General features: G+C 30.0%; 18 protein-coding genes. 14 read left to right on the forward strand and 4 right to left on the reverse strand.

Annotation, left to right across the window (positions count from 1 at the left end; genetic code table 11):
- The first annotated feature begins 167 nt into the window (after window positions 1-167).
- From CLOCEL_RS03135 to CLOCEL_RS03165, 7 genes are all read left to right on the forward strand, one after another.
- The gene (locus CLOCEL_RS03135; RefSeq protein ID WP_010074841.1) at window positions 168-938 is read left to right on the forward strand and encodes an ABC transporter permease; all 771 of its coding nucleotides are present in this window, start codon (window positions 168-170) and stop codon (window positions 936-938) included.
- A gap of 17 nt (window positions 939-955) precedes the next feature.
- A complete protein-coding gene (locus CLOCEL_RS03140; protein WP_010074840.1) occupies window positions 956-1,696 on the forward strand; it encodes an ABC transporter ATP-binding protein in 741 nt (246 codons plus the stop codon).
- A 26-nt stretch (window positions 1,697-1,722) separates the two neighbouring features.
- A complete protein-coding gene (locus CLOCEL_RS03145) occupies window positions 1,723-4,131 on the forward strand; it encodes a glycosyltransferase family 2 protein (RefSeq protein WP_010074839.1) in 2,409 nt (802 codons plus the stop codon).
- 59 nt (window positions 4,132-4,190) lie between these two features.
- Window positions 4,191-5,048 (forward strand): glycosyltransferase family 2 protein, encoded by an 858-nt coding sequence (locus CLOCEL_RS03150; protein ID WP_010074838.1) that lies wholly within the window; start codon window positions 4,191-4,193, stop codon window positions 5,046-5,048.
- Window positions 5,049-5,057: 9 nt separating this feature from the next.
- Window positions 5,058-6,245 (forward strand): glycosyltransferase family 4 protein, encoded by a 1,188-nt coding sequence (locus tag CLOCEL_RS03155; protein WP_010074837.1) that lies wholly within the window; start codon window positions 5,058-5,060, stop codon window positions 6,243-6,245.
- Window positions 6,238-7,134 (forward strand): glycosyltransferase family 2 protein, encoded by an 897-nt coding sequence (locus CLOCEL_RS03160; RefSeq protein WP_010074836.1) that lies wholly within the window; start codon window positions 6,238-6,240, stop codon window positions 7,132-7,134. Before CLOCEL_RS03155 ends, CLOCEL_RS03160 begins: the two co-directional genes overlap by 8 nt.
- Window positions 7,135-7,513: 379 nt before the next feature.
- Complete coding sequence (locus CLOCEL_RS03165; protein ID WP_010074835.1) at window positions 7,514-9,529, forward strand: sodium-translocating pyrophosphatase; 2,016 nt, start codon at window positions 7,514-7,516, stop codon at window positions 9,527-9,529.
- A gap of 112 nt (window positions 9,530-9,641) precedes the next feature.
- Here the strand turns inward: CLOCEL_RS03165 and CLOCEL_RS03170 are convergent, their stop codons facing one another.
- Together CLOCEL_RS03170 and CLOCEL_RS03175 are read right to left on the reverse strand one after the other, a co-directional pair.
- Complete coding sequence (locus CLOCEL_RS03170; RefSeq protein WP_010074834.1) at window positions 9,642-9,896, reverse strand: hypothetical protein; 255 nt, start codon at window positions 9,894-9,896, stop codon at window positions 9,642-9,644.
- A 110-nt stretch (window positions 9,897-10,006) separates the two neighbouring features.
- Window positions 10,007-10,918, reverse strand: coding sequence for a polysaccharide deacetylase family protein (locus tag CLOCEL_RS03175; protein WP_010074833.1), 912 nt, complete (start codon window positions 10,916-10,918; stop codon window positions 10,007-10,009).
- Between the two features lie 421 nt (window positions 10,919-11,339).
- On the opposite strand from CLOCEL_RS03175, the gene CLOCEL_RS03180 reads away from it, so the two are divergent.
- Together CLOCEL_RS03180 and CLOCEL_RS03185 are read left to right on the forward strand one after the other, a co-directional pair.
- The gene (locus tag CLOCEL_RS03180) at window positions 11,340-13,247 is read left to right on the forward strand and encodes a sensor domain-containing diguanylate cyclase (RefSeq protein ID WP_010074832.1); all 1,908 of its coding nucleotides are present in this window, start codon (window positions 11,340-11,342) and stop codon (window positions 13,245-13,247) included.
- A 322-nt stretch (window positions 13,248-13,569) separates the two neighbouring features.
- Window positions 13,570-14,184, forward strand: coding sequence for a zinc dependent phospholipase C family protein (locus tag CLOCEL_RS03185; RefSeq protein WP_010074831.1), 615 nt, complete (start codon window positions 13,570-13,572; stop codon window positions 14,182-14,184).
- Window positions 14,185-14,366: 182 nt separating this feature from the next.
- Here CLOCEL_RS03185 and CLOCEL_RS03190 read toward each other — a convergent pair whose 3' ends face one another.
- Window positions 14,367-16,001, reverse strand: a complete 1,635-nt coding sequence (locus CLOCEL_RS03190; protein ID WP_010074830.1) for a cellulase family glycosylhydrolase — start codon at window positions 15,999-16,001, stop codon at window positions 14,367-14,369.
- An 829-nt stretch (window positions 16,002-16,830) separates the two neighbouring features.
- Here CLOCEL_RS03190 and CLOCEL_RS03195 point away from each other — a divergent pair.
- The 4 genes from CLOCEL_RS03195 (at window position 16,831) to lepB (CLOCEL_RS03210) (ending at window position 22,565) form a co-directional block, all read left to right on the forward strand.
- Window positions 16,831-17,991, forward strand: a complete 1,161-nt coding sequence (locus CLOCEL_RS03195; protein WP_010074829.1) for an exonuclease SbcCD subunit D — start codon at window positions 16,831-16,833, stop codon at window positions 17,989-17,991.
- Entirely contained in the window at window positions 17,992-21,135 is a 3,144-nt protein-coding gene (locus CLOCEL_RS03200; protein ID WP_010074828.1) for an AAA family ATPase, read from the forward strand.
- A 102-nt stretch (window positions 21,136-21,237) separates the two neighbouring features.
- Complete coding sequence (gene lepB, locus CLOCEL_RS03205; RefSeq protein WP_010074827.1) at window positions 21,238-21,852, forward strand: signal peptidase I; 615 nt, start codon at window positions 21,238-21,240, stop codon at window positions 21,850-21,852.
- Window positions 21,853-22,040: 188 nt separating this feature from the next.
- Entirely contained in the window at window positions 22,041-22,565 is a 525-nt protein-coding gene (lepB, locus tag CLOCEL_RS03210; protein ID WP_010074826.1) for a signal peptidase I, read from the forward strand.
- Between the two features lie 95 nt (window positions 22,566-22,660).
- On the opposite strand, the gene CLOCEL_RS03215 is transcribed toward lepB (CLOCEL_RS03210), so the two are convergent.
- Window positions 22,661-23,215 carry a sigma-70 family RNA polymerase sigma factor gene (locus tag CLOCEL_RS03215; RefSeq protein WP_010074825.1) on the reverse strand — a complete coding sequence of 185 codons (555 nt, stop codon included), beginning with the start codon at window positions 23,213-23,215 and terminating at the stop codon, window positions 22,661-22,663.
- Window positions 23,216-23,729: 514 nt separating this feature from the next.
- On the opposite strand from CLOCEL_RS03215, the gene CLOCEL_RS03220 reads away from it, so the two are divergent.
- A complete protein-coding gene (locus tag CLOCEL_RS03220; protein ID WP_010074824.1) occupies window positions 23,730-25,847 on the forward strand; it encodes a HelD family protein in 2,118 nt (705 codons plus the stop codon).
- Window positions 25,848-25,869 lie beyond the last annotated feature (22 nt).

Here is a 25,869-nt window from a genome sequence, read left to right on the forward strand (position 1 = left end):
CTAACAATGGTGTATTATATAAGTGGTTTGTTTAAAAATATCTACTTTTATGAGGGTATATCATATGTAGTTTTATGGAGAATAATAGTTTGAAAATGATATTAATGGATTTCTTATTTATGTGAAACGAAAAATGTAGATAAATGGAGAATAGAAGGAGATTGAAGATGTTTAAGAGGATTAAAGAACTTCGAAATTATAAAGAACTTATATGGAATTTTACGTCTAGAGATTTAAAACTCAAATACAAGAATTCAGCTTTAGGATTTATATGGTCATTATTAAACCCATTGATGATGATGGTTGTATATACGATAGCTTTCAAATTTATTATGAAACAGGATATTGAAAATTTCTCAATGTACATATTAACAGGTATATTACCGTGGTCATTTTTCCAGGCTTCTATAATTGGTGGTACAAGATGTATAATCGATAATGCTCAGTTAGTTAAAAAAGTTTATTTTCCACGAGAAATTATTCCTTTTTCAATGGTCTTAACTAATATGATAAATTATTTAATAACATTAGTTATTGTATTTTTAGGTCTATTTATATCCAAAATACATATAGGACCGCATTTATTATTGTTGCCTATAGTATTATTATTATTTTTCATATTTACCTATGGACTAGTTTTACTTTTATCATCGCTAGATGTTATCTATAGAGATATATTTCATTTTGTAGAAGTAGTGTTTATGGCTTGGATTTATTTAACACCAGTTGTTTACACTGTGGACCAAGCCAAAGAATTAAAATGGTTATTTTATTTTAACCCTATGTATTATCCTATACAAAGTATAAGAGATACACTTATGTATGATAGAATAAGCTACAATTATTTATTAGCTATGGCACTTATAGCTTTTGTTACACTATTTGTAGGATATAAGTCATTTATAAAAATTGAAAAAGTATTCGCAGAAGAAATATAATTTGGGGTGTAAAGCAAATGGTGGTTATAGAATTTAAGAATGTTAGTAAAAGTTTTAAAATCTTTAAAAATAAATCATATTCCATTAAGGAAAAATTTATAGGAAAGCTCCTGAGAAGAGCTCCTTTAGAGGTTGAAGAATATCCAGTTCTTACAGATGTTTCTTTCAAAATCAATAAAGGAGAGACTGTAGGAATAATAGGACAGAATGGTACTGGTAAGAGTACTACTTTAAAGTTAATCTCTAAAATATTATATCAAGATAAAGGTGAAGTAACTACAAATGGTAGTATCTCTGCTCTTCTTGAAGTTGGAGCAGGTTTTCAACAGGATTTAACAGGAAGAGAAAATGTGTTTTTATATGGTTCTATTCTTGGATTAAGTAAAAAAGAAATATCAGATAAATATGATGAAATAGTAGAATTCTCTGAATTAAGAGATTTTATGAATAATCCAGTTAAGAATTATTCATCGGGTATGTATATGAGACTTGCTTTTTCTGTGGCTATACATGTTAATCCAGATATTTTAGTTATAGATGAAGTTTTAGCAGTAGGAGATGCTGCATTTCAAAAAAAATGTATTAACAAAATATTAAGCTTTAAGGAGCAACAAAAAACTATAGTGTTTGTTTCCCATGATATGAGTGCTGTTAAAAAAATCTGTGATAGAGTATTTTTTATTAAAAAGGGTGGAGAAATGATTGAAGGAACGCCTGACGAAATGATCGACTTATATTATAGAATAGGAAATCAATAATAAACAATTAACTTCAGAGGTGAACCATGGATAAGAAGAAAAATAAAACTAGTAGTGCAGAGAAAGATATTAGTAAGTCGTTCTATATTAACGATATGGAACATGTAATATGTGAAGACCATATAAAGAAGCACACTATATCTAGAAAAACGTCATATACGTATTCTTTTAAGGTAAATAATCATAATATGAAGTCCTTAAAAATTAAGATTGATTGTAAGGGTGTAAAAAAAGGATTTGTGCTCCTAAAGATGGCAAATGAATTAAACGAATTGGTCGTAAGCACATGTACAGATATTAGAGAGGTAGGTAAGGATTCTTGGATAGAGTTCAATTTTCCAGCTATCCTTACTCATTCTAATAAGTATTTAACTTTGATTGTAGAATTCGATGGAGATAAAGAAATTGCTTTACTGTTGGGCAGAAGGGATTTACCTTGTGTAAAATACACTTATGAAAAGCTAAGTGAAGAAATTGAAGATGCTATTGAAAGATACACATATAGGTTGGATGAGATATACAATTCTAGTGGTTGGAAAGTTTTGGCTGGTGTTTATAAATTCAGAGATAAAGTTGTAAGACCAGTCTTAAAAATAATCAAAAAACCGTTTAAAGTTATAAAGTTCATATTGAAGTTATTTAAGCCATCTAACATTAAGAACGCAGCTAAGGTATTGAAAAATGACGGATTTAAGGCGTTAATAAGATTAATTATTAATAAATCTAGGGAAACTGAAGATAACAGATTTAACTATGAATTATGGCTAAAGACCCATGATGTCACCAATGAGCAAATTGACAGACAAAGAGATTATAAATTTGATTACGAGCCTAAAATAAGTATATTAGTTCCTACTTACAATACCCCAGAGAATTTCTTAGTTGAAATGATTGAATCAGTTAATGAGCAAACCTATACAAATTGGGAGTTGTGTATAGCTGATGCAAGTAATAACGAAGAAACTAGAAAGGTATTAGCTAGATATGAAGGGGATCCAAAGATACCTATAAAATATTTAGATGAGAATAAGGGTATATCAGGAAATACAAACGAAGCAGCAACTCTTGTTACTGGTGAATATATTGCACTATTTGATCATGATGATTTACTTATGCCTAATGCACTTTTTGAAATTGTTAAAGTAATTAACAAAGATAGAGAAGTTGATTTTATATATACTGATGAAGATAAAACTGATGAAACTTCGACTAGAAGATTTGATCCACATTTTAAACCTGATTTTGCTATCGATACTTTTAGAAGCAATAATTACATATGTCATTTTACTACTATGAAGAGAGAATTATTCGATAGTGTTGGTGGCTTCAGAAAAGAATATGATGGAGCTCAAGATTTTGATTTATTTTTAAGAACTACGGAAAAAGCAAAGAAGATTGTGCATATTCCTAAAGTTGTATATCATTGGAGAGTTCATCAAAACTCCACTGCTGGAGCTGGTGAAGCTAAGTTATATGCTTTTGAAGCAGGTAAAAATGCTATTCAAGATAGCTTAGATAGAAATGGTATTAAGGGAACTGTTGAAATGGGAAAATATCTTGGTATATATAACATAAGATATGAACTTGAGAGCACACCATTAGTTTCTATATTAATCCCTACAAAAGACCATATAGAAGATTTAGATAGATGTATTAAATCAATCATTGAAAAAAGTACTTATAAGAATTATGAGATTATTGTAATTGAAAATAATAGTACAGAATCAGAAACTTTTAAATATTATGATACTTTAAAGAATTATTCTAATATAAAGGTTGTAGAATGGAAGGATGAATTTAACTATTCTGCAATTAACAATTTTGGTGTAAAAAATGCAAGTGGTGAAGTATTCCTTTTACTTAATAATGATGTTGAAGTTATCAATGGTGATTGGATAGAGAGAATGCTACAATATGCACAAAGAGAAGATGTTGGAGCAGTAGGGGCTAAGCTTTACTACCCTAACGATACAATTCAACATGGCGGAGTAATAGTTGGACTTGGTGGAATAGCTAACCATGCTCATAAGCATTTCCATAGAGAGGCACCAGGATATTTTGCAAGACTTAATTTTGTACAAAATTTCAGTGCTGTTACAGCTGCATGTCTAATGGTTAGAAGAGATGTTTATGAAAAATTAAATGGATTGGATGAAGACTTAAAGGTAGCATTTAATGATGTTGATTTTTGTCTTAGAATTAGAGCATTAGATAAACTTATCGTTTGGACACCATTTGCAGAGTTATATCATCACGAATCTATAAGTAGAGGGGTTGAAGATACTCCTGAAAAAATTGAACGCTTTAAAGGTGAAATTAGATTTATGGAAAAACGCTGGGGTAAATTTATAAAGGCTGGAGATCCATATTACAATCCTAATTTAACCATGAGTAGAGAAGATTATTCGTTAAATTTTCATCTTAAAAACTCCTAATATTAGGAGTTTTTTGATGTATTATAATGTTTTTAAGAAAGTAACTTGGAGGAAATGAAATGAGAAAAATTGCTGCCGTTGTTGTTCTATATAATCCTACAAATAATATTTTAGACAATATAAAATCATATATTAATGAAGTAGAGATACTTTACGCAATAGATAATTCAGATAAAGAAAACAGAAAACTTATAGGTGAAATAAAAAATATAGAAAAAGTAAAATATATATCATTGAATGGCAACAGAGGGATAGCAAAAGCCCTAAATGTAGGTGCAGAAGCAGCTTTGGAACAAGGCTTTTCATGGCTTTTAACGATGGATCAAGATAGCAAAGCTAGTGACAAAATGGTAACAAGGTTATATGATTTTATAGCTAGTGATAAGGTTGAAAACATTGGTATTGTGGCTCCATTCCCGGGAAGTAGATTAAAGCCTGTGCCAGAAACCGATAAAGAATATGAACGTATGGACGTAGTTATGACTTCAGGCAACTTGTTGAGCTTGGAAGGGTATAAAAAAACAGGCTCATTTAAAGATGATTTTTTTATAGATTATGTTGATAGTGAGTACTGCCTTAGATTAAGAGACAATGGCTATGAAATAGTTCAAGTTAATACTATAATACTCGACCATAATCTTGGAGACATAAAGAGAAATGGTTTCGGACCATTTAAATTTACAACAACTAATCATAGTGCTTTCCGCAGATACTATATAACTAGAAATAGAATGTGGATGTGGGATAAATATAAAGACAAATATGAAAATTATATTTCTTATGATAGAAATTGTTTTTATAAAGAGACTATAAAGATAGTTTTAGGTGAAAAGGATAAGCTTAAGAAATTGAAGAATATTTATAGAGGCTATAGAGATTATAAAAAAAATGTACTTGGAAAAATGAGTAGTAAGTAGGAGGAAATTATGGCCGTTAAAACTTGCGTATTATCCTTTACAAACCCATACTCAGGAAAAAAAGATGGTGGTAAGATTGATATAGGCAATAGGATGAAAGCTTTATCACTTATGGATACTTCCATTGATTTATATACAAAAACTAAAGAGAATGAAGAAACAAGACCGATCCCTAAGGAAGTTAAACTAAATAGGATATATACATCTAATCAAGCTAATAAGTTAACATATTTACTAGGAAAACTTCCACTTAGTGTTCAAAATAAATATTCAAAAAAATTTGCAGAAATTCTTAAAAAGAACAAGTATGATTTGGCTATTCTCGAGGGTGAGCATATGTTTGAATTTGTCCTTAAGGATGATGTTAGAGCTAAAAGAAAATTCATTAGAATGCATGATATAGAAAGTTTATATAGAAAAGAGTTATCCTATTCAACGGATAATAAACTTGTATCCTTACTTCAAAATAGAGATTCTAAAAAATATAAAAATTTAGAGGATAGCATTGTAGATTATTTTGATAAGTTCCTTTTTATATCTAAGTCAGAATTAGATGTTTTTTCACAGACTTATCCTTTGGGAAAGGAAAAGTTCGTTTGGATGCCACCAGCAGTGCCTTTTAAGGAAAATATAAACTACAGTAATGCCAAAAGAAATAAAATTTTATATTTTGGTGATTTAGGTGTTTCTCATAATATAAAAGGCATTCAATGGTTTTTGGAGAAGGTATATGAAGATCTTGTAAAATTATCACCAGAAGTTCAAATTGATATAATAGGAAACGCAAGTGATGAATTTAAGAACATGTTATCCACATACTCTAATGTTACGGCTCATGGTTATGTGGATGATTTGAATAGTTTTATTGATGAAGCATCTTGTATTATATGTCCTATAAATCATGGAGCAGGAGTAAAAATAAAACTTGTGGAGTCTTTAGGAATGGGTAAAATAGTTATAGCCACACCAAAAGCAGTAGAAGGTACAGATTTTGAGAACCTAAAGGAATTAATAATCACTGAAGATCCAATGGAATTTTCTAAGTATTGTATAGAAGTTTCAAAAGAGCACGAAAAATATCATTATCTTGCGGCTAACGCTTTAAACAGTATAAAGGATAAATATTCCTTAGAAGCTCAAGGTAAGCTTATTATAGATTTATACAATGAAATTGAAGGGAAGGATTTTAATGATTAACCCCTTAGTAGCTATTATTTTGGTGAATTTTAATAATAAGAATGATACAGAGGAATGCATAGAATCCTTATTAAAGGAGAACTACGACAATAAAAAAATCATAGTTGTAGATAACGGATCAAAGGATGGATCTATAACTGAACTAAAAAGGCAATTTGAAAACAAAGTTATATTTATAGAGAATCAAGATAATTTAGGCTTTTCATGTGCTAATAATCAAGGCATAGAATTGGCCTTAAAAGAAAATGCTCAATACATAATGCTTTTAAATAATGACACTGTTGTAGAACAAGAATTTATCAAACCTATGCTAGAAGTAGCGGAAAGAAAGAATTGCATAGTAAGTCCAAAGATACCTTATTATGATGAGAAAAATATTCTTTGGTCTTGTGGCGGAGAGTTTAGATGGAAAAAGGGAACAACTCATAATAGAGGAATAAATGAAGTAGATAATGGTCAATTTGATGAAGAAAAAGAAGTGGATTTTGCATCAGGTTGTTGCTTATTTATTCCAAGAAAAATTCTTGAGACAGTAGGTATGCTCAGTGACGAGTATTTCTTATATTATGAGGATACAGATTATTGTCTAAAGGCAAAGCATGCGGGCTTTAAGATAGTTTATACACCAAAAGCTGTAGTATATCATAAGGTAAGTAGAACTATGGGGGGAGCTGAATCGCCTACAGTTTTATATTATAGTAATAGAAATAGATTATATTTTAACGATAAGTATAATAAACAACATAAACATAAGTTTTTATTATATTTTTATGGAACGAGAATGGTTAAGATATCATTGCTTGCTATAAAAGGGGAAAAAGATAAGGTTTCTGCGATAAAAGAAGGTATATACGATTATAAGAGAAGAAAGATAGGAAAAAGAGCGTAAAAACTATAAGTAAAAAGGCTAGTATATTTAGGAGGAATTCTAAACATACTAGTTTTTTATTTTATGGAAGATTATAAAAAGTTGAAACTGTAGATAAGTTAAAAAGCATAAGTTTTGGAATGGAGTTTCGCTAAAAAACAGTGAGTCGTCAAAAACTACTACAAAGGTCTAGAAGGTTTAATCTATAACAATTAGAAATCTTCTTAAGAAAGTGTGGAACTATTTGGTAATAAAATCAAATGAATAAAAGTATATATAAATGTATCTTGGATTATTTTTAAAGATTAATTGCTTATAGGTATTCATAATTCTAATATTTAGAATGAGATAATTAAATATGAGCAAAACTATTATTATATTGTAATTTGGAGGTGGTATTATGCAAACATTTATTTTATCTGCGCTATGTGGCTGTGTTGCATTGGCCTTTGCGTACTTTCTAGCTATAGGAATTGCTAAGATAAAAGTTACAAATGCAAAGATGGAAGAAATCTCTAACTACATTCATCAAGGTGCTATGGCTTTTTTGAAAAGAGAATATAAGTATTTAGCTGTATTTATTGTAATTTTATTTATTATTCTTTCTTTAGCTATAGATATTTTTACAGCGATAGCATTTGTTGTAGGAGCTATTTTTTCGATTCTAGCAGGTTACTTTGGAATGCAGGTTGCTACAAAAGCAAATGTACGAACTGCTGAAGCTGCTAAAGAAGGAGAAAATCCAGCATTAAAAATCGCTTTTTCTGGCGGTGCAGTAATGGGAATGTGTGTTGTTGGTTTGGGGGTTCTAGGCTTAAGCTTACTCTACATATTATTTAATGGAAAGGTAATCTATTTAACTGGTTTCGGATTAGGAGCTTCATCAATAGCACTATTTGCAAGAGTTGGTGGAGGAATATACACAAAAGCGGCTGACGTTGGGGCTGATTTAGTAGGTAAGGTTGAAGCCGGTATCCCAGAAGACGATCCAAGAAATCCTGCTGTTATTGCTGATAATGTAGGTGATAATGTAGGTGATGTTGCAGGAATGGGGGCAGATTTGTTTGAATCTTATGTAGGTTCTTTAATATCTGCAATAACCTTAGGTACTTCTCTTTTCTCAGGCAAGGAAGGGGTTACATTTCCAATTACATTGGCTATGATCGGGATAATAGCATCTATTGTTGGAGCCATTATTGCAAGAAATAGCAAAGGGAGTAATCCTCAAAAATCTTTAAATATGGGAACTTATATTTCAGGAATACTAACAATTATTGGTACAGCAGTGCTAAGTAAGGTTGTTTTTAATGATTTTAAAGCATTTATCGCTGTGGCAAGTGGATTAATCGTTGGGCTTGCTATTGGGAAGATCACAGAGATGTATACATCTGCTGATTATAAATCAGTAAAAAAGATAGCGGCACAATCGGAAACTGGAGCAGCTACAAATATAATTTCTGGATTATCTATAGGAATGTTATCAACTGTATTTCCTATAATATTAATAGCTATAGGAATATTAGTAGCGTATTTTTCTATGGATGGTGCTAGTGATTCAACTATGGGATTGTATGGCATAGCACTTTCGGCTATAGGAATGCTTTCAACTACAGGGCTTACTGTAGCAGTTGATGCTTATGGTCCTATTGCTGATAATGCTGGTGGTATTGCAGAAATGTCACACATGCCAAAGGAAGTAAGGCAAGTTACAGATAAATTGGATTCTGTTGGTAACACAACAGCAGCAGTTGCTAAGGGGTTTGCCATAGGTTCTGCAGCATTAACAGCATTAGCTTTGTTTGCATCTTATGCACAAGCTGTAGACTTAAAGAGTATTGATATATTAAATCCTGTAACTCTTTCAGGAGTATTTATTGGGGGACTTCTACCATTTTTATTTGGAGCATTAACTATGCAGTCAGTTGGAAAAGCAGCAAATCAAATGGTTGAAGAAGTAAGAAGGCAATTTAAAGAGATTAAAGGAATTATGGAGGAAGAAGCTAAGCCTGAATATGGTAAGTGCGTTGAAATATCAACAGCAGCAGCTTTAAAAGAAATGCTATTGCCAGGTATATTAGCTATAGTAATTCCTATATTAGTTGGAGTTTTATTGGGAGTAGAAGCTTTAGCAGGATTATTAGCTGGAGCTGTTGTTACTGGTGTACTAATGGCAATAATGATGGCAAATGCAGGTGGAGCATGGGACAATGCTAAAAAATATATTGAAGGTGGTGCTATGGGGGGGAAGGGAAGTAACTCTCATAAAGCAGCAGTAGTTGGAGATACTGTTGGAGATCCTTTCAAGGACACCTCAGGACCTGCGATGAATATTTTAATAAAACTTATGACTATTGTAGCATTAGTTTTCGCTCCTGTTTTAGCGCAAATTGGTGGAGTGTTATTGAAGTTAATATAATAGGCATTTTAAAGATAAAAAAGTTGCTTACCTTTATAAAGGCAAGCAACTTTTTTATATGATGTATCAATTAAGTTCAATAAATTTTGCAATGTACTGTACTTTAATAACTTTATTCATCGCTATTATCAAAATTAGAGTTAGGGTTATTATTATTATTATTATTATTATTAGTATAAGTTAAGGTGGAATAGCTATCTGCTAAACTTTGTCTTGCAGTGGATTGACCAAAATAAAAAGCAACAACTGTTGTGAAAACAGTTAAAAATGATTCTGAAGATATACTGCCATTGATTGCTAGATATGCAAATGTAAGAGTTAAGACAAGTGCTATTATTTTTTTTACTTGAAAAATTTTATTGAACATAATACCTCGTCCTTAAAGTGTTATATTCTATTATATTGTTGTTTTCCCGAATTAATTCATAATACTCAAAAAATTTTAAAGGCCTATGAGAACAATAACATAAAAAATTGTTACTTTAATAAACTCTTCCAAAGTGCATTTTCCGATTTAATGTTATTTTTTATTTCTTCAAATTTTATTTCAAATTCCAATGGATAAGCACTCTGATGAGGAAAATAAGAACAAATAACAACAGAGTCTTCTGTTAAATAGCTAAGTATACCTAATGTATCATCTGCAGCAGTCAAACGATATAGCAAGTTATATGAATAATTTTCAGGCTTGTTAACAAGGGTTTTTTCCTCATTTATATAACTCATACCAGATTTTCTTAGAGATTCACTTCTAGGAACAGCTGCTTCTTTTAAATGCCTTTCATCAATAAATTGTAGAAGGTTATCATTAACAGATACTAAATCAGGTAATCTTACTTTTTTGCCAGTATTCATGTCAATATTCGTGGTGTATATCATAGGATGCTGATAAGGTAAATCAGGTGCTGACAATAAGGTGTAATAATAAATACTCAAAAGACTATTACTGTATAAAGTAATTTTGTAATTTACTTTAAAATTAATGTAGTCTGAACTTGTATATTTATCGAATTCATTCAATATTTGGGTTTTTATTAAGGAATTAATGGTGTCTTCTTTAGTTTTGTCATTTAATCCTGTTATCTCAGGAAAATTTATCTCAGCGTTATTTTCAGTGTAGGTCACCTTTATAAAGTCATAGGATGTTTTTTTTTCTTCTTGTTTCGATGTTTCAACCTTTGGTGTTTCTACATTAGGTGGAGGAGAAATTTCTGTAGTTGGTGGTGTTATTTCTTCCGTTGGTTTTACACTATTATCTACAGTGAAAGTTGGATCTTCAATTGTAGAAGGAGTGGTGTTTTCGACAATATTATCGTTTTTTTTACTTTCACAGCCAAGAAAAAAAAGGCTTATAAAGATTGTTACAATTAATAGAAAAGATTTGTTCATAATAATGCCTCCAAATCAAAATATAAAAAGAATGATATGAAAATATTGTACAATATTTTGATTTTGAAGGCTATTTTTTTATAAAAAAATATAAAAGTTTTGATAATGTTTCTACATTAAATTCATATATAACTGATAAAATTGATGAAGTTTTTAAATCGTAATAGCTATGAATGAAATTACTTGATCAATATAGGTTAGGGACATTAGATTGATGAAGAAATTGAGTATTTTATTTACTTAAATTGAAATTATTCATGGAGAAAAGAAATAATAATATGATAAGAGTCATAAAATTATAAAAAATAAGGCGAAAGTTGATATATTTTGTTATAATGATAAGGTGGATTTGTAGAATATAATATTAAATATAATTTGATTTATAAGTAAAAGGAAGTTTATTGGAGGTGGGATTAAGAAGATGACTCCAGAAAGAACAAGAAAGATGCAAGTAATAGGATGTATATCCTTTATAATAATCTTATATGGAATTATTAGTATGTATAGTAATTATAATATATTTATCGGACATACAAGTATTCTAATTTCTGCTCAAGTTATTTCTTTACTATGGTTTTGGGAAGCGATTCAAGAACTACAGGGTATTAGAAAACGATTTATGACTCTACTTGCATTTTCATGTATGTTTAGTATATTATCAGAGCTATTAGAAACAATACAAAGTTTAATAATACCAAACATAATGATCGTAGGGGACTTAGGAAAATTAGCTTCCTTTATTAAGGGAATTATATATATATTTGCTTTTGCATATCTTACATGCAAAACTAAAAAGAAAAATAAGATAACTAGAGATGTATTAGATATTATATTAATATGTAGTGTTATAATTGCATTAAGTTGGAAGATATACTTTAGTAATATAAATAACATTTGGAGTTATTTTTTTAGTATCAACTCCTTAAGAAATGATAGTTGGATGATTATGATAAATGTAATCTCAGGTCTTTTTTTAACATTATTATTTTATTCATCTAGGCAAAGTCCATTTAGGAATATTATCAAAAAATTTGTGTTGGTAGTTATTGTTTATTACATATCAGCAATATTGCATATAATTTTTGATCAAAATGATATTGTAGGCAGCACAATTGTTAACTTCTTAAGGGTATGGTTTTATATGTACCTACCTATTATCGCTACAATTAATCCTATTGAGAGTAAAGAGGTAGATGAAGAAGTTATTATAGGAGATTCTTTAGAATTATATATTCCAGCTATATCATTCACTATATTAGTTATAAATATTCATTTGATGCATAGAGATATATATGTAGTAATTATGATAATAAATAGTATGATTATATTCCTAAAACTAAGCCTAATGTTTAGGGAGAATAAGCTACTATTAAAAAAATACCATGAACTAAACTCGGCTCTTGGAGAGATTATTTCTGCAAGAACAAATGAATTATCACAAAGTCGTCAGAGGTATAGATCTTTGTTTGATATGAATCCAAATGCTATTTGTTCTCTTGATTTAGATGGAATCATTACAAGTATTAATCCAGTTTTTATTGAGTTATTTGAAGTAGATATAAAGAATAATGAAGTAATAGTAGGGTTAGATGTAATGAGTTTTATGGATGAATCTAATCAATTAAAGATTAAGGAACATTTTGAACTTGCTAAAGAAGGGAGAAGACAAAACTTTGATATTTCTTTTAAACTTGATCAAGTGAAAAATTTAGAATTAAAGATAAATCTTATGCCTATAATCGTTAATAATATCATTAATGGAATATACTGTGTAGTTGAAGATGTATCTGAACTTAAAAAGTCCAATGAAAAGATTGAATATATGGCTTACCACGATCCACTTACGAATATAGGAAATAGGAATTATTTTCTCAAAGAATTTAGTGATACTATTTCAAAGGCTGAAGAAGCAAAAAGAATGCCGGTATTGTTTTTTATAGATTTGGATGGATTTAAGTATGTTAATGATACCTATGGTCATTTTTATGGGGATAAAGTTCTTTTATCAGTGTCTAGTAGATTGAAAGAAGTACTAAAGAATTCGGGACAAATTTTTAGACAAGGTGGAGATGAATTTACTATTTTAGTGTATCACTGTGAGGAACGAAAAAACATTGAAATCTTAGTACAGCAAATTCTTGATACCATAAGGATGCCTAGTAATATTTTTGGGGATGATATAAAGGTTTCTGCCAGTATAGGAATTGTCAGATATCCAAGTGACGGGAAAAATCTTGATGAGTTAATGAAAAAAGTAGATACATCAATGTATTATATTAAAGAAAGAAAAAAAGATGGTTATTATTTTTACGAGGATATAGAAGTCTAAAAAATAAAACTATATTTAAAGTATAAATTATTTTAAAAAGTAAACATGTGAAGAAATTACTATGACCTGTGTAGTAGATAATAAATTATCTAAGGCACAGGTTCTTTGGTTATAGTCATAGAACGTTAGTCCCCGTGGGTTAAAGTAGTAGAAAATTTGACATAGCAGCACAACAAAAAATGCCAATAAAATTCAATTAATATCATTAAATGTATGTAAATGTAATGATTTTAAAAATAACGAGATAATTTTTTGATTTAGACTAGTTTTTTTCTTAAACTATGATAAAATGAATAATATAAAAGTGTAAAGGAGTAGTTCGATGAATACTATTTCACACGTAGTTATAGCAAATAAGATAAATAGAGATATTGAGAATATTCTTGGAATTTCTATGAATAGATATAGCTTTGTGTACGGAAGTGTAAGACCTGATCTTAGAAGAGGAAAGTTTGATACAACTCATTATAAAGAAGAAGCAAAAGACTATGTTTATAAAATGATAGAGAAGGTATTTGAAGATTACGAGGAAAATTGGGATTCAAGAGAATTCTACGTAAGATTAGGTGAAGTTATTCATTTCATTACAGATTTCTTTACTTATCCTCATAATAAAAAATATTATGAAGGTGCTAGAAAAGATCATCATGTATATGAATTTAGACAAGTTATGATATTATTTAATAGAAAAAAAATCAAAGAATTGAAGGGGTTAGATGCAAGTGTTCCGTTATTAGAAACACTACCTGAGATTTTTAATTATATAGATAGATTGCATGTTGAATATTTAGCTAGTGGACCAAGTGAGATGATAGATTGCATTTTTGCATATAAAGTATGTAATGTATTGACTACATCTATTTTATCACTATATATGAAGAAAGCTGCTGTGATAGAAGCTACAAAAGACTTGGCTTTAGATTATGGTACTATATAAATAAAGCTAAATAGTTTGATAATAGGAATACAACTGAATTTTGGATAAATAGTTCAATTATAAATAGAGCATTTTGATAGAAGCCTCCACTAAAAATTTTATTAGTGGAGGCTTTAATTTGTATATTAGCTAATTATTTGAGATAAAAATATTCAAGCTAAATAACAATAATAATATTATTATTACTTGCTAAGTAATAATAATTTTAATTTTGCAAAGTCAATAGCGTTAACTTTGCTGTCACCGTTTAGATCAGAATTAGCTTGGTTTATAGTTACACTTGAACCGTTTAATAGGTATTTTTTTAATATTGCATAATCCATTGCATTAACAACTTTATCACCGTTAACATCTCCAGGGAGAACTATAGGCTCTGTTGGATTCGTTGGATCTGTTGGATCTGTTGGATCCGTTGGTGTTAAGTTAAAGTATTCATTTAAAGACATACCGTTTGAACCAAGTTTTACTTGATGATCAAGCCCGATAAACTTGCCTTTATCTTGCCATAATGCAGGTTTTAATAAGCCGTATTTTGCTTCATCCCAAGTTGTCCAATCATAGCCAATTAATCCACCAGTATCACCTGAGTTTGGATTGATACACCAGAAAGTGTGGTTAATTCGTTTTTCGATCATATAGTCTCTTAGAAGTTCCATCCACTTTTGGTTTTTGCCTCCGTCCATATGTCCACCCCATTCACCTATTAAAAGAGGTGCAATTCCTTGATCATCAATAAATGCCCAAGCATTATACCAATAATCATCTAGTAAAGTTTGTCTAGTAAAGTCTTTATCAAACCAAACTTGATTGTATACAGATGGACCGTAATCATGTGGAGAATATACTACTTGGCTGTTTAAATCACCTAAGTTTATAGGATATTTCTTAACACCACTTAATACTCCTCCCCACCAGCCTCTAACATATGGAGAATCTGCATCACTTGATTGCCAAATATCTGGTGTAGCATATGTAAAGCCTTTATCGTATTTAGGTGTTTGTTCTACACCTTCAATCATTACAAGAATATTTGGATTTGCTGCAAGTACTGATTTTGAACACTTTTCTGCAGCATATTTCCAGTTGTTTTCGTCTGTAGAATCATCCCATTTTGCCATGTCAGTTGGGATCTCAGCTTTATAGTTACGTTTACCATGAGGCTCGTTCTTTAAATCTACAGCTAAGATAGTATCATCATTTTTATACTTGTCTACTAACCAAGTTAAGGAATCAATCCATTTGTCTGTTGTGATTACTCCAGCTGTTTTTGTCTCTAATCCATACCATAATGGATATGTATGTCCAGAATTATCTGCATGAGGACTATGTACGTCTACCATAACCTTGATTCCAAGTTCTTTGCAGTAGCCCATCATAATATCAAAGATTTGCATACTGTCTTTAGTACCTTTAGTTGCAGGATCGTAAAAATCAGCATTAATAGTGTGGTATGGGCTATTGTCAGCTGATACACTCGAAGTTGGATTTGGTGTGCCATTCATCCAGCTGCATAAAAGTTCAGAAGAGATAGGTATTCTTATAAGTCCGATACCTCTATCTGCAATACTCTTCATAAGATTTTTAACATCATACCATGAACCATGAACTACATTTTCACTACAGTTAAATCCAAACCAGTTAGCTCCAGTTAGCCAAACTTCATTTCCATTTTTGTCTAGTATTTTGTCACCTTTACAGTGTAGCCAGTCATCATTGTTAGTATCAACAGCAGCTTTTACTTGTGTGGTTGAAAAACAAAAAGAAGAAGCAACCATTAGTGAAGCAACTATTGAGGTTAATTTTTTTAATCTTTTCATAGAAATCTTTCCCCCCTAATAATAGTACATTTAATAATTCATCATTCTCTAAATATATAGAGTCTGATATAAAGTTGATTGATTGACTTGTTGATTAATTGATTGATTGACTAATTGATTGCTTAATCAATTAGTATAGTTTACTTTTGTTCAAATACCTCCTTTCTAAAAAGATATTCAAACTTTACATTCTCAATATATAAGTTTCATTATTGAAGCTATATTGAAGTTTATTGAAAAATCAATATATGCTATGAAGAAGCTTTAGTGAAACATATATATTGTAGAAAAATTTATTTTCTGGACCTTGAAAAATCAACACAGTTATATTTTCGTATTAGAAAAAGCCTTGAAGGATTAGTTGTTAGCATAACATTGTATACGATATTATTGTATACGATATCATTTTCGGGTGAAGGTAAGAGTCTGTTAGTTATTGATTAATTTATATCGAAAAATTACTGGAGTAATAAGTTGTATTCATATTGAGTTCGACATAAATTACACCAAAGCTAAATTTATACAATTTTATATGCATAGTTATATTAAACTAAGATTTCACAATAAAAAATATATAAATTAATGGTTATATTGATTTTTCAAGGTCCAGACATTGTCACTAAACTGAAAAGTTTGACATATTCAGTTTAATTTTACTCCATTGAAAGAAATAAATCAAGATTTAAACACAATTGACATTATTTTCAGTAAAGGTAGATCAGTATAAATTCAATTTGGAATCTTACAAGAAGTAAGAATTAAATTTATAAATAATAAATTTTTTATGGTAAAATATCGATATATTATAAACACAAGGAAAGGTGAGACTATGAAATTTCTTCATTTAGGAGATTTACATATAGGAAAGATTATTAACAATTTTTCTATGATAGAAGATCAAAAGTATATTTTGGATAAAATTTTAGAGGTTTTAATTGAAAGAAAGCCTGATGCTTTAGTTTTGGCTGGGGACATATATGATAGAAGCTTTCCACCAACAGAAGCAGTAATGGTTCTTAACAATTTTCTTAGTAAGGTAGTTCTAGAGCACAATATATCTGTAATGGCTGTAGCCGGTAATCATGATAGTGGAGATAGGCTACATTTTGGTAGCGATATTTTATCGAATTCAGGTTTATATATAGAAGGGGTTTTTAATAGGGAAGTTAAAAAGATTAGGTTAATGGATGAACATGGACCAGTAAATTTTTATCTTCTACCTTTTGCTGATTCTCCAGTGATTAGAGAAGCTTTAGCGGATAAAGAAATTAAGAACTTAAACCAAGGGATGGAAGCAGTTCTAAAAAAAATTTATGAGACTATGGACGGGGAGGAGAGAAATGTTCTTATAACTCATGGCTTTGTAAGAGGGAAGGAACCATTATTAGAAAGTGAATCAGAAAGACCTTTATCTATTGGCGGTACTGATTATGTAGATATTGAAAGTTTTAATAGATTTAATTATACAGCTTTAGGGCACCTTCATGGACCTCAGAGAGTAGATAGGGAGGGGAAAATACGATATTCTGGATCTCTGCTAAAGTATTCATTCTCGGAAGAAAATCATAAGAAGTCTATAGCTATGGTGGAACTTGATAAAGATGGTAATACACAGGTGGAATTAATAGAGGTTAAGCCAAGACGTGATATGAGAACCATAAAAGGAGAACTAACAAAGTTATTAGACCCTAGGGTTTATAAGGCTGTTAATACGGAAGATTATTTAAGAGTGGTTCTTATAGATGAGGGTGAACTTATTGAGCCTATGGCGAAGCTAAGAGAGGTCTATCCTAATGTTATGGTATTGGAACGAGAGAGAATAAGGGGAGAAGAATTAGTAATTACTGAATGTGGAAAGAACCCTAGAGAAAAATCGAAGCTAGAATTATTTGAAGATTTTTATGCTTTTCATACAAGTAATCCTCTTTCAGAAGAAAAAAGGAATCTTATAGCTAAAATCATTGAGGATGTAGAAAAGGAGAGTATATAAATGAGGCCAGTAAAACTTGTGCTTAGTGCTTTTGGACCTTATTCAGGTGTGACAGAGATAGACTTTACACTTTTAGGTGATAAAAATATATTTTTAGTTACTGGTCCTACAGGTTCAGGAAAGACAACTATTTTTGATGCTATATGCTACGCTTTATATGGTGAAACTAGCGGAAACATGAGAAGTGGAAAAGAACTTCGAAGTGATTTTATAGATGAAAAAGAAAATCATCTTACCTATGTAGAATTTATATTTAATGTTAAAGGCGAAGACTACTATATAAAAAGAGTCCCTCAACAAATGAGAAAAAAACTTTCAGGCTCTGGAGAAACTATGCAAAATGCAACTATCGAGCTAAGAAAACTAGCTAAGGATGAAAAACCATTAACTAAAGATGGGGATGTAAAAAAATCCATAGATGAAATAATGGGGATAAATGCTGAGCAATTTAGAAAAATAATTATGATACCTCAAGGAGATTTTAGAGATTTTCTATGTGCTAGCACAAAAGAGAAGGAAACTATTTTAAGAAAGATATTTAATACGGAACCTTTTAAGCGGATTCAAGATAAGCTTGCGTTAGGTGAAACTAAAATAAGAAATACAGTAAATGAACTTACTTTAGGACTTCGAGAAACTTTTAGTCTTGTAGACTGTGGCGATAATAATAATTTAAAAAATTTGATTATTAATAGAGCAACTACTGGTGAGATCGTGGATCTTTTAAAAGAACAGCTTTTAAAAGATATAAATGAAGAAAATAAACTTAAATTATCAATTGAAGAACTTGATAAAGTTAAAGAAGAAAAGTTAAAAGTTATAAATGAAATAATCGAGACAAATAAAAAGTTTGATCAAAAAGAAGAAATCAAAAAGCTTCTTACAGGGCTTATGAATAAGAAATCAGAGATTATTGAAAAAGAGAAGCTTTTAGATAGTGGTATCAAAGCTCAAAAGCTTTTACCTTTTGAAAAGAGTTATATAGAAAGAAAACAAGAACAAGCTCAAGTGATGTTAGCTAATGAAAAAGGACAGAAGGATTTAGATGATGCAAAAGTAAGATTTTTAAGGGCTGAAGAAGAACTTAAGGGGATTGAAAATTTAAAATCTGCAACAGATGAAAAGAAAGAAAGCTTTGTCAAGCTTACAGAATGGCTAAAGGAAGTTGAACTTTTAGAGGAAAAAAAGAATGCCATTAATAAAAGTAGTAGTGTTCTTGAAAGATATAGAACTCAGCTAAAGAATGAAAAAGAAAATATAATATCTATAGAAGGCATAATAGAAACTTTATTAAGAAAAGAAAAATTTATAGATGAAAATAAGCTACAACATCAGAAGATAATATTTAAGTATAAGGAAATGGAAGAAAACCACAAGCTTCTGGGGGAACTATACAAGCTTTCAAAATTTATTGTTGAAAATAAACAAGTGGTAAAGGAAAGTAGTGACAAGTTAAAGGCTTTAGAAGAAAACTTGGTTAAAGATAAAAGAGTCTATGAAGAAAAAAATGATTTTATTATAAATAGTTCATCTATTTTACTAGCAAGAGAACTAGTAGAAGGAGAACCATGCCCTGTCTGTGGTTCAAAGGAGCATCCTAGCCCAAGATTAGTAAAGGGAGACATTCCTACAAAGGAGGAAATGAGAGCATTAACCTCCGAAATAGATAAAAAACAAAGGGATATTATAGGTTTATCTGCTGTGATTAATGAACTTCAAGGTAAGATTTTTGCATCTATGGAAACTCTTAAGCAGAAAAATAATGAGCTTATAGTAAGAAAGCTTTTGGTAGAAGGTTTAGATATATATGATTATGATAATGTTATAGCGCCAGTTGGGAAAAATATTGCTAAAAATAAAGAACAGTTGAGGGCCCAAAAAGAAGAATTAGAAAAAGAGATAGATAAAAGTAAGCATTTAACAGAAGAGATAGATAAAAATAAGGGATTACTAAAGGGAGCGAAAGAAAAAGAAACAAAACTGAACGACTTAATACTAGAAGTATCTTCAAAGCTTGCAAAAGAACAAGAGGCGCTTCAAGGAATATATCTAAGAGTACCTAAGGAATATCATGAAATTACTTCACTTAGTAAGGCTATAGAAATTTTAGATAAGGAAATAAAGAATAATGAAATTTTAATGGAAAAGCTTCAGAATCAATATAATGATTGCAAAACATATTTAGAAAAGGCCATTTCAACAAAGGAAATATTGGAGAAAAATTTAGAGGTAGCCACTTCTCAACTTGAAAATACATATAAACAATTCGAGATAGAGCTATTAAAGTTATTTGAAAATGCAGAAGAATATAAATTGGCTAGTGGTACAATAAACGAAATAGAACGATTGGAACTTGAAATAAGGGAATATAACGATGCAATTAAATTAAATAATGATATATATATGAATTTAGAAAAAGAACTTGGAGAAGCTAAAAAAGTTGATGTGACTGTTTTAGAGGAAGAAATAAATATGATTAAAGGTCAAATAGAAGATATGAGAACTATGAGAGACGGTATTTCTTCTAGGCTTAAAAGAAACAGAGATATTCTAAACTCGGCTCTAGAGAAAACAGAAGCTATTAGGACCAAAGAAGAAGAATATAAGATATTAGGTGAACTTGCTAACCTGGCTCTTGGAAAAGGTGCAGAAAAGGTTACCTTTGAAACCTTTGTACTTGGTAATTATTTTGATGATGTAATAGCTAGTGCTAATATAAGGCTTATGAAAATGACAGGGGGAAGATTTTATCTTGTAAGGCGAGAGGAAGAGGGCAGTTCTAGAGGTAGAAAAGGTTTGGATTTAGATATTTTTGATAATTATACAGGAAAAGCTCGTCCGGTAAATACTTTATCAGGAGGAGAGAGTTTTAAAGCGGCATTAGCTTTAGCTCTAGGATTATCTGATGAAGTTCAAAATAACTCAGGAGGAATAGAGCTTAATACTATGTTTATAGATGAAGGTTTTGGAACCCTAGATTCAGAGTCATTGGATAACGCAATAAGATGTCTGTTAGACCTTGAAAAAAGTGGGCGTCTTGTGGGCATAATATCGCACGTAGATGATTTAAAAGAACGAATTACCTCACAATTGCAGATTAAAGTAAATGCCAAAGGTAGCAGTGCTGAGTTTAAAGTATGGTAGAATTAAAGGGAGTTATGTATTTTTTAGGTTTTATATTGAAAAACTTGGATACATTAATAGATTAGTGTATAATTAATAACAGAATAAAAGTTGGAGGAAATTATGAGTAATTTCGAGGAAAAAGATTTTAATGAAAAAAAAGCAAACGAAGAGGAAGTAAATCAAAAGGAAACAAATAAAGAAGTAGTAAATGAAAAAAATTCTAGTCTAAAGAAAATTCTAATGGATTGGATAGTTCCATTTATGGCAGCGCTAATTTTTGCTGCTCTAATCAATAAGTTTGTATTCTTTAATATTAAAGTACCAACGGAATCGATGTATCCAACAATTAAAGTTAATGATAGACTTTTGGTTACTAAAGTGTATAAGCCTGAAAATCTTGAAACAGGAGATTTAATTGTGTTTGATAGCGAGGAAACTGGTGATAAGCTAATAAAGAGACTTATTGGAAAACCTGGAGATTCAGTAGAAATAGCAGATGATGGAACCGTATCTGTGAATGGAACAGTTCTAAAAGAAGATTATGTGAAAAATCCTGGTGGAAAATCAAGTGTTAAATATAAAGTACCAGAAGGCTGTTATTTTGTTTTAGGTGACAACCGTTCAAACTCTTTTGATAGTAGATACTGGAGCAAGAGTAGTTTTGTTAAAGGCGAAGATATTCTAGGAAAAGCACAATTTACTATTTTCCCTTTTAATAGAATGGGAACAGTTTAATATTCTTTTACATGGCAAAGATAGATAAAGAAGTATCTTCCTTTATGGTTTTAAAAGAGATACTTCTTTATTTTTTTTATATTTTCATCAAGCTATATATAACTATTAATTTTAATTAATGTAGTAGAGATAAGTTGGATAAGTTGTATGGTTACTGTATAATTTATAATAGGGAAAGGGTGAAGAATATGAAAAAATCTAATGCTAAAGAGTTTATAATGAATTGGGTAATACCATTTACATTAGCTTTCATTTTTACTCTTTTTGTGAAAAAGTTTGTGTTTTTCAACATTAAGGTGCCAACAGAATCAATGTATCCAACTATTAAAATAGACGATAGACTTTTAGTTACGAAAGTGTATAATCCGAAGAATCTTTCAACAGGAGATTTAATTGTATTTACTATCCCAGAGTACGATAAAAAGCTTATTAAAAGACTTATAGGAAAACCAGGTGATGTAGTAGAAATAACAAAGGATGGTAAGGTTTCGGTTAATGGAGAAGCTTTGAAAGAGGATTATGTAAAAAATCCTGGTGGAAAAGAGGGGGTTACATATACAGTGCCTGAAGATTGTTACTTTGTATTAGGAGACAATCGAGCTTGTTCCTTTGACAGTAGAGAGTGGGTACAAAGTAACTTTGTCAAAGGTGAAGATATTTTAGGAAAAGCACAATTTACTATATATCCTTTTGATAGAGTAGGTAAGGTTTAAAGTAGCCTCCATAATCATTATATAAAAGTTATCATAATAAATAGAAATAAAGAAACTGTATTCTTTTCTAAGTATGTACAGTTTCCTTATTTTGTTTACTGCATTAGCTTACGTATCTTTTTAAGAAGCCTTTCTTTTTGTTTTCGAAGAGTCGAGTAATTAATGTTATGAACTTTTGAATAATCTAATAATGAATTATCCTTAAAATAAATCCAATCTAAAATTTCCAATTCTTCAGGAGTCAGTGTTTTAAGGACAATCTTTAACTTTTCTAGATTGAATTTTAGTTCTACTGAGTTTTCTATAGAAAACTCATCTTTAAGACCATCCATAATAGAAATACCATCACCAGTTTCCTTATATAAACTTTCAGTATAATTATCTCTAGCCTTTTGTCTTATTAGGTAACTTAAATTATTTCTTATAGCATTAGTAACATATGTAGTAAAATTATTATTTCCTAATTTGTATTTTTCTATAGCTTTAAGAAGTGAAAGACTACATATTTGCATTAAGTCTTCAAACTCGTAGTCTTTTAAATATGTAAGCTTACATTGTTTAAGCATGAAAGGTCTATAGTTTAGTAATAATGTTTCTATACTTTTTTCATCTTTTTCTTTCGCCTTTTTTACTAGGATTTCTAAGTGCATAATTATTCCCCCCTATAACTTAATTTTAGAGAATGAAGTTTTCGATTAATAACCTCATTGTCTTTGAATACATAATAACCTTAAGTGGTATAATAAATTAAAAACTCACTTATTAAAAAGTTGAAGAAAAATTTATTGTCTTAGTAAAAAAAGTTAATGAAAATCTTTTAAACAAGCATTAATGGACAAAAAATAAACTAGAAACAAAAAAAATGTTAATTTTATGGTAAAATATGTATAAGAACGATTGTGGTGAAAGGTATAGATTTAGATATTGAAAAAGGTACAGGAAATAAGGGAGAAAAGCTCTAAGTTTTTCTAAGGTTCACAGGGTAAATAAAAAATGCTAGAATTATATTTATCACAAAAGGAAATTATATTAAGAATATTTTGATCCTAATTGTATTTATAGATTTAGGAACTATTTATTTTTGAGGGATGCATAAAGGTATTGTGATATATTCTGATAGTTGGTTATGAGATAAAAATTCATGGACAAGGAGATTTTGCATAAATGGATGATAAAGAAATAGAGTTACAACAACTGGTGGAAGAAGCTCATTTAAAGAGCACTATAGCAGAATTAAAACAAGAACTTTTAAAATATATAGATAAAAGAAAAAATGTAACAAAGAATATCCTTGAATATAGACAAAAAGCTTTAGAGCATTATGAAGATGATGAGGACAAGGTTGCAGAGTATTTTGACCACGAAACCTACGTATTAGAAAAATCCTTTGTTGCTATTGATAGAAAAATAAAGGAACTTACAATTCTTACTCCATCTCCTTACTTTGGAAGAGTAGACTTTATAGAAAGCGACGGTGAGGAAGAGACTATTTACGTAGGAAGATTTGGAGTAGTTAATGAAGATACCTTTGAACCTATAGTAGTAGATTGGAGAGCGCCAATAGCAACAATGTTTTATGCAGGAAAATTGGGAAAGACTCAATATAAATCGCCAGTAGGAATTGTAGATACAGATATTCTGCTAAAAAGACAATTCATAATTAAAAAGGAAAAGCTTGAAGGAATGTTTGATTCAGCTGTTGATGTAAAGGATAATATACTTCAAGAGATTTTAAGTAAGAATTCAAGTAGTGAAAAGCTAAAAGACATCATAATGACCATTCAATCAGAGCAAGATAATATTATTAGAAGACCAAGAGAAAAAACTGTCATTGTTGATGGGGTTGCAGGAAGCGGAAAAACTACGATTGCCCTTCATAGAGTAGCATATCTTTTGTATAACTTTAGAGAAGCTTTGCAAGATAAGGTTCTGATTTTAGGACCAAATAATATTTTCATGGAGTACATATCAATGGTATTACCTACATTAGGAGAAGTAGGGGTAAACCAAAAGACCTTTAAAGAATTTGCTTTAGATCATCTAGATATCGATGAAACTAAGATTATAGACATAAATAGTTACATGACTAAGGTCTTAGAAAATGATGAAGAATTTATGAAGCAAGTCCTTAGAAAAGGCTCGCCAAGATTTATAGAAGAATTAGACCAATTAATTGAGAACTTGGATAAGAACAATCCTTTAGCAGCAGTAAACTATTTTGATAGAGAAGTAGTGGCTCTAGAAGAAGTTCAAGATATGTTTAGAAACTACTATAAAGATATGCCTTTATACAGAAGGAACAAGAAAATTAAGAGAATAATATATACAAAGCTTAGAAATGTAAGAGATGAAAAAGTAAGAGAAATTGAAAAAGCATATCAAGATAAGATTAAAAATTCAACACCAGAAGAATTAAAGCTTAATGTCACTAATTATGCTTATGAAAGAAAGCTTGCTATAGAAGAGGCTATAATTGAGGTTATCAATACGAAAAAAACCATGACATGGCTTAAGTCAACAGATGTATATGAAATATACCATGAATTCATAGGTGGAGAATTTTATACAAATGAAGACTTAGCAGCTCTTTTATATTTGCGTATAAAATTAGAGGGAATAAAAGCAGAGAAAGAAATTAAGCATGTTATAATTGACGAAGCACAGGATTATGCGTTACTTCAATTCAAGGTTATAAAGGAACTTACTAAATGCTACTCTATCACTATCGTTGGTGATACAAATCAAAGAATAGTTCCTGTAGAACAAAATATAGCTATGACCGATTTAGCAATATCGGGGCTAGATATAGAAGAATATAGCTTAAATAAAAGCTACAGATCAACTCAAGAAATAATGGAATATGCAAACAGTTATTTGAGAGATGATAAAATAGTTCCTCTAGTAAGAAATGGTGAAGAGGTAATAAGCTATGAGGCTTATGATGATGAAGATTTAATAGCAGCAATAGAGGATTCTATAGAAGAATTTGAAGAGAAAAAATATGAAAGTGTAGCTATAATAACGAAGAGTCTAGAAGAGACAAAAAAAATAGGAGGACTTCTAAAATCCTTTGATTATATAAAAGTTTATGACAGTGAAGAGCTTATATATAAAGGTGGAAATATAGTTATTCCTTCTTATCTTGCTAAAGGATTAGAATTTGATGGAGTTATTTTAATAAATACTCATAATAAAACAACTGATCTGGATAGTAAGTTAAGTTATGTTATGTCGACAAGAGCTTTACATGGCTTAAGAGTGATAGAAGATAGAAGAAATTAATTAATAAAAACAGGGGGAGTTA

Origin of the sequence: Clostridium cellulovorans 743B (genome assembly GCF_000145275.1) — a bacterium.
In the GTDB taxonomy this organism is placed as follows: Bacteria; Bacillota; Clostridia; order Clostridiales; family Clostridiaceae; genus Clostridium_K; species Clostridium_K cellulovorans.

Excerpts from the sequence above, each read along its gene's own strand:
- CLOCEL_RS03135 (WP_010074841.1), top strand. The coding sequence starts at position 168 with ATGTTTAAGAGGATTAAAGAACTTCGAAATTATAAAGAACTTATATGG.
- CLOCEL_RS03140 (WP_010074840.1), top strand. The coding sequence starts at position 956 with ATGGTGGTTATAGAATTTAAGAATGTTAGTAAAAGTTTTAAAATCTTT.
- CLOCEL_RS03145 (WP_010074839.1), top strand. The coding sequence starts at position 1,723 with ATGGATAAGAAGAAAAATAAAACTAGTAGTGCAGAGAAAGATATTAGT.
- CLOCEL_RS03150 (WP_010074838.1), top strand. The coding sequence starts at position 4,191 with ATGAGAAAAATTGCTGCCGTTGTTGTTCTATATAATCCTACAAATAAT.
- CLOCEL_RS03155 (WP_010074837.1), top strand. The coding sequence starts at position 5,058 with ATGGCCGTTAAAACTTGCGTATTATCCTTTACAAACCCATACTCAGGA.
- CLOCEL_RS03160 (WP_010074836.1), top strand. The coding sequence starts at position 6,238 with ATGATTAACCCCTTAGTAGCTATTATTTTGGTGAATTTTAATAATAAG.
- CLOCEL_RS03165 (WP_010074835.1), top strand. The coding sequence starts at position 7,514 with ATGCAAACATTTATTTTATCTGCGCTATGTGGCTGTGTTGCATTGGCC.
- CLOCEL_RS03170 (WP_010074834.1), bottom strand. The coding sequence starts at position 9,896 with ATGTTCAATAAAATTTTTCAAGTAAAAAAAATAATAGCACTTGTCTTA.
- CLOCEL_RS03175 (WP_010074833.1), bottom strand. The coding sequence starts at position 10,918 with ATGAACAAATCTTTTCTATTAATTGTAACAATCTTTATAAGCCTTTTT.
- CLOCEL_RS03180 (WP_010074832.1), top strand. The coding sequence starts at position 11,340 with ATGACTCCAGAAAGAACAAGAAAGATGCAAGTAATAGGATGTATATCC.
- CLOCEL_RS03185 (WP_010074831.1), top strand. The coding sequence starts at position 13,570 with ATGAATACTATTTCACACGTAGTTATAGCAAATAAGATAAATAGAGAT.
- CLOCEL_RS03190 (WP_010074830.1), bottom strand. The coding sequence starts at position 16,001 with ATGAAAAGATTAAAAAAATTAACCTCAATAGTTGCTTCACTAATGGTT.
- CLOCEL_RS03195 (WP_010074829.1), top strand. The coding sequence starts at position 16,831 with ATGAAATTTCTTCATTTAGGAGATTTACATATAGGAAAGATTATTAAC.
- CLOCEL_RS03200 (WP_010074828.1), top strand. The coding sequence starts at position 17,992 with ATGAGGCCAGTAAAACTTGTGCTTAGTGCTTTTGGACCTTATTCAGGT.
- lepB (WP_010074827.1), top strand. The coding sequence starts at position 21,238 with ATGAGTAATTTCGAGGAAAAAGATTTTAATGAAAAAAAAGCAAACGAA.
- lepB (WP_010074826.1), top strand. The coding sequence starts at position 22,041 with ATGAAAAAATCTAATGCTAAAGAGTTTATAATGAATTGGGTAATACCA.
- CLOCEL_RS03215 (WP_010074825.1), bottom strand. The coding sequence starts at position 23,215 with ATGCACTTAGAAATCCTAGTAAAAAAGGCGAAAGAAAAAGATGAAAAA.
- CLOCEL_RS03220 (WP_010074824.1), top strand. The coding sequence starts at position 23,730 with ATGGATGATAAAGAAATAGAGTTACAACAACTGGTGGAAGAAGCTCAT.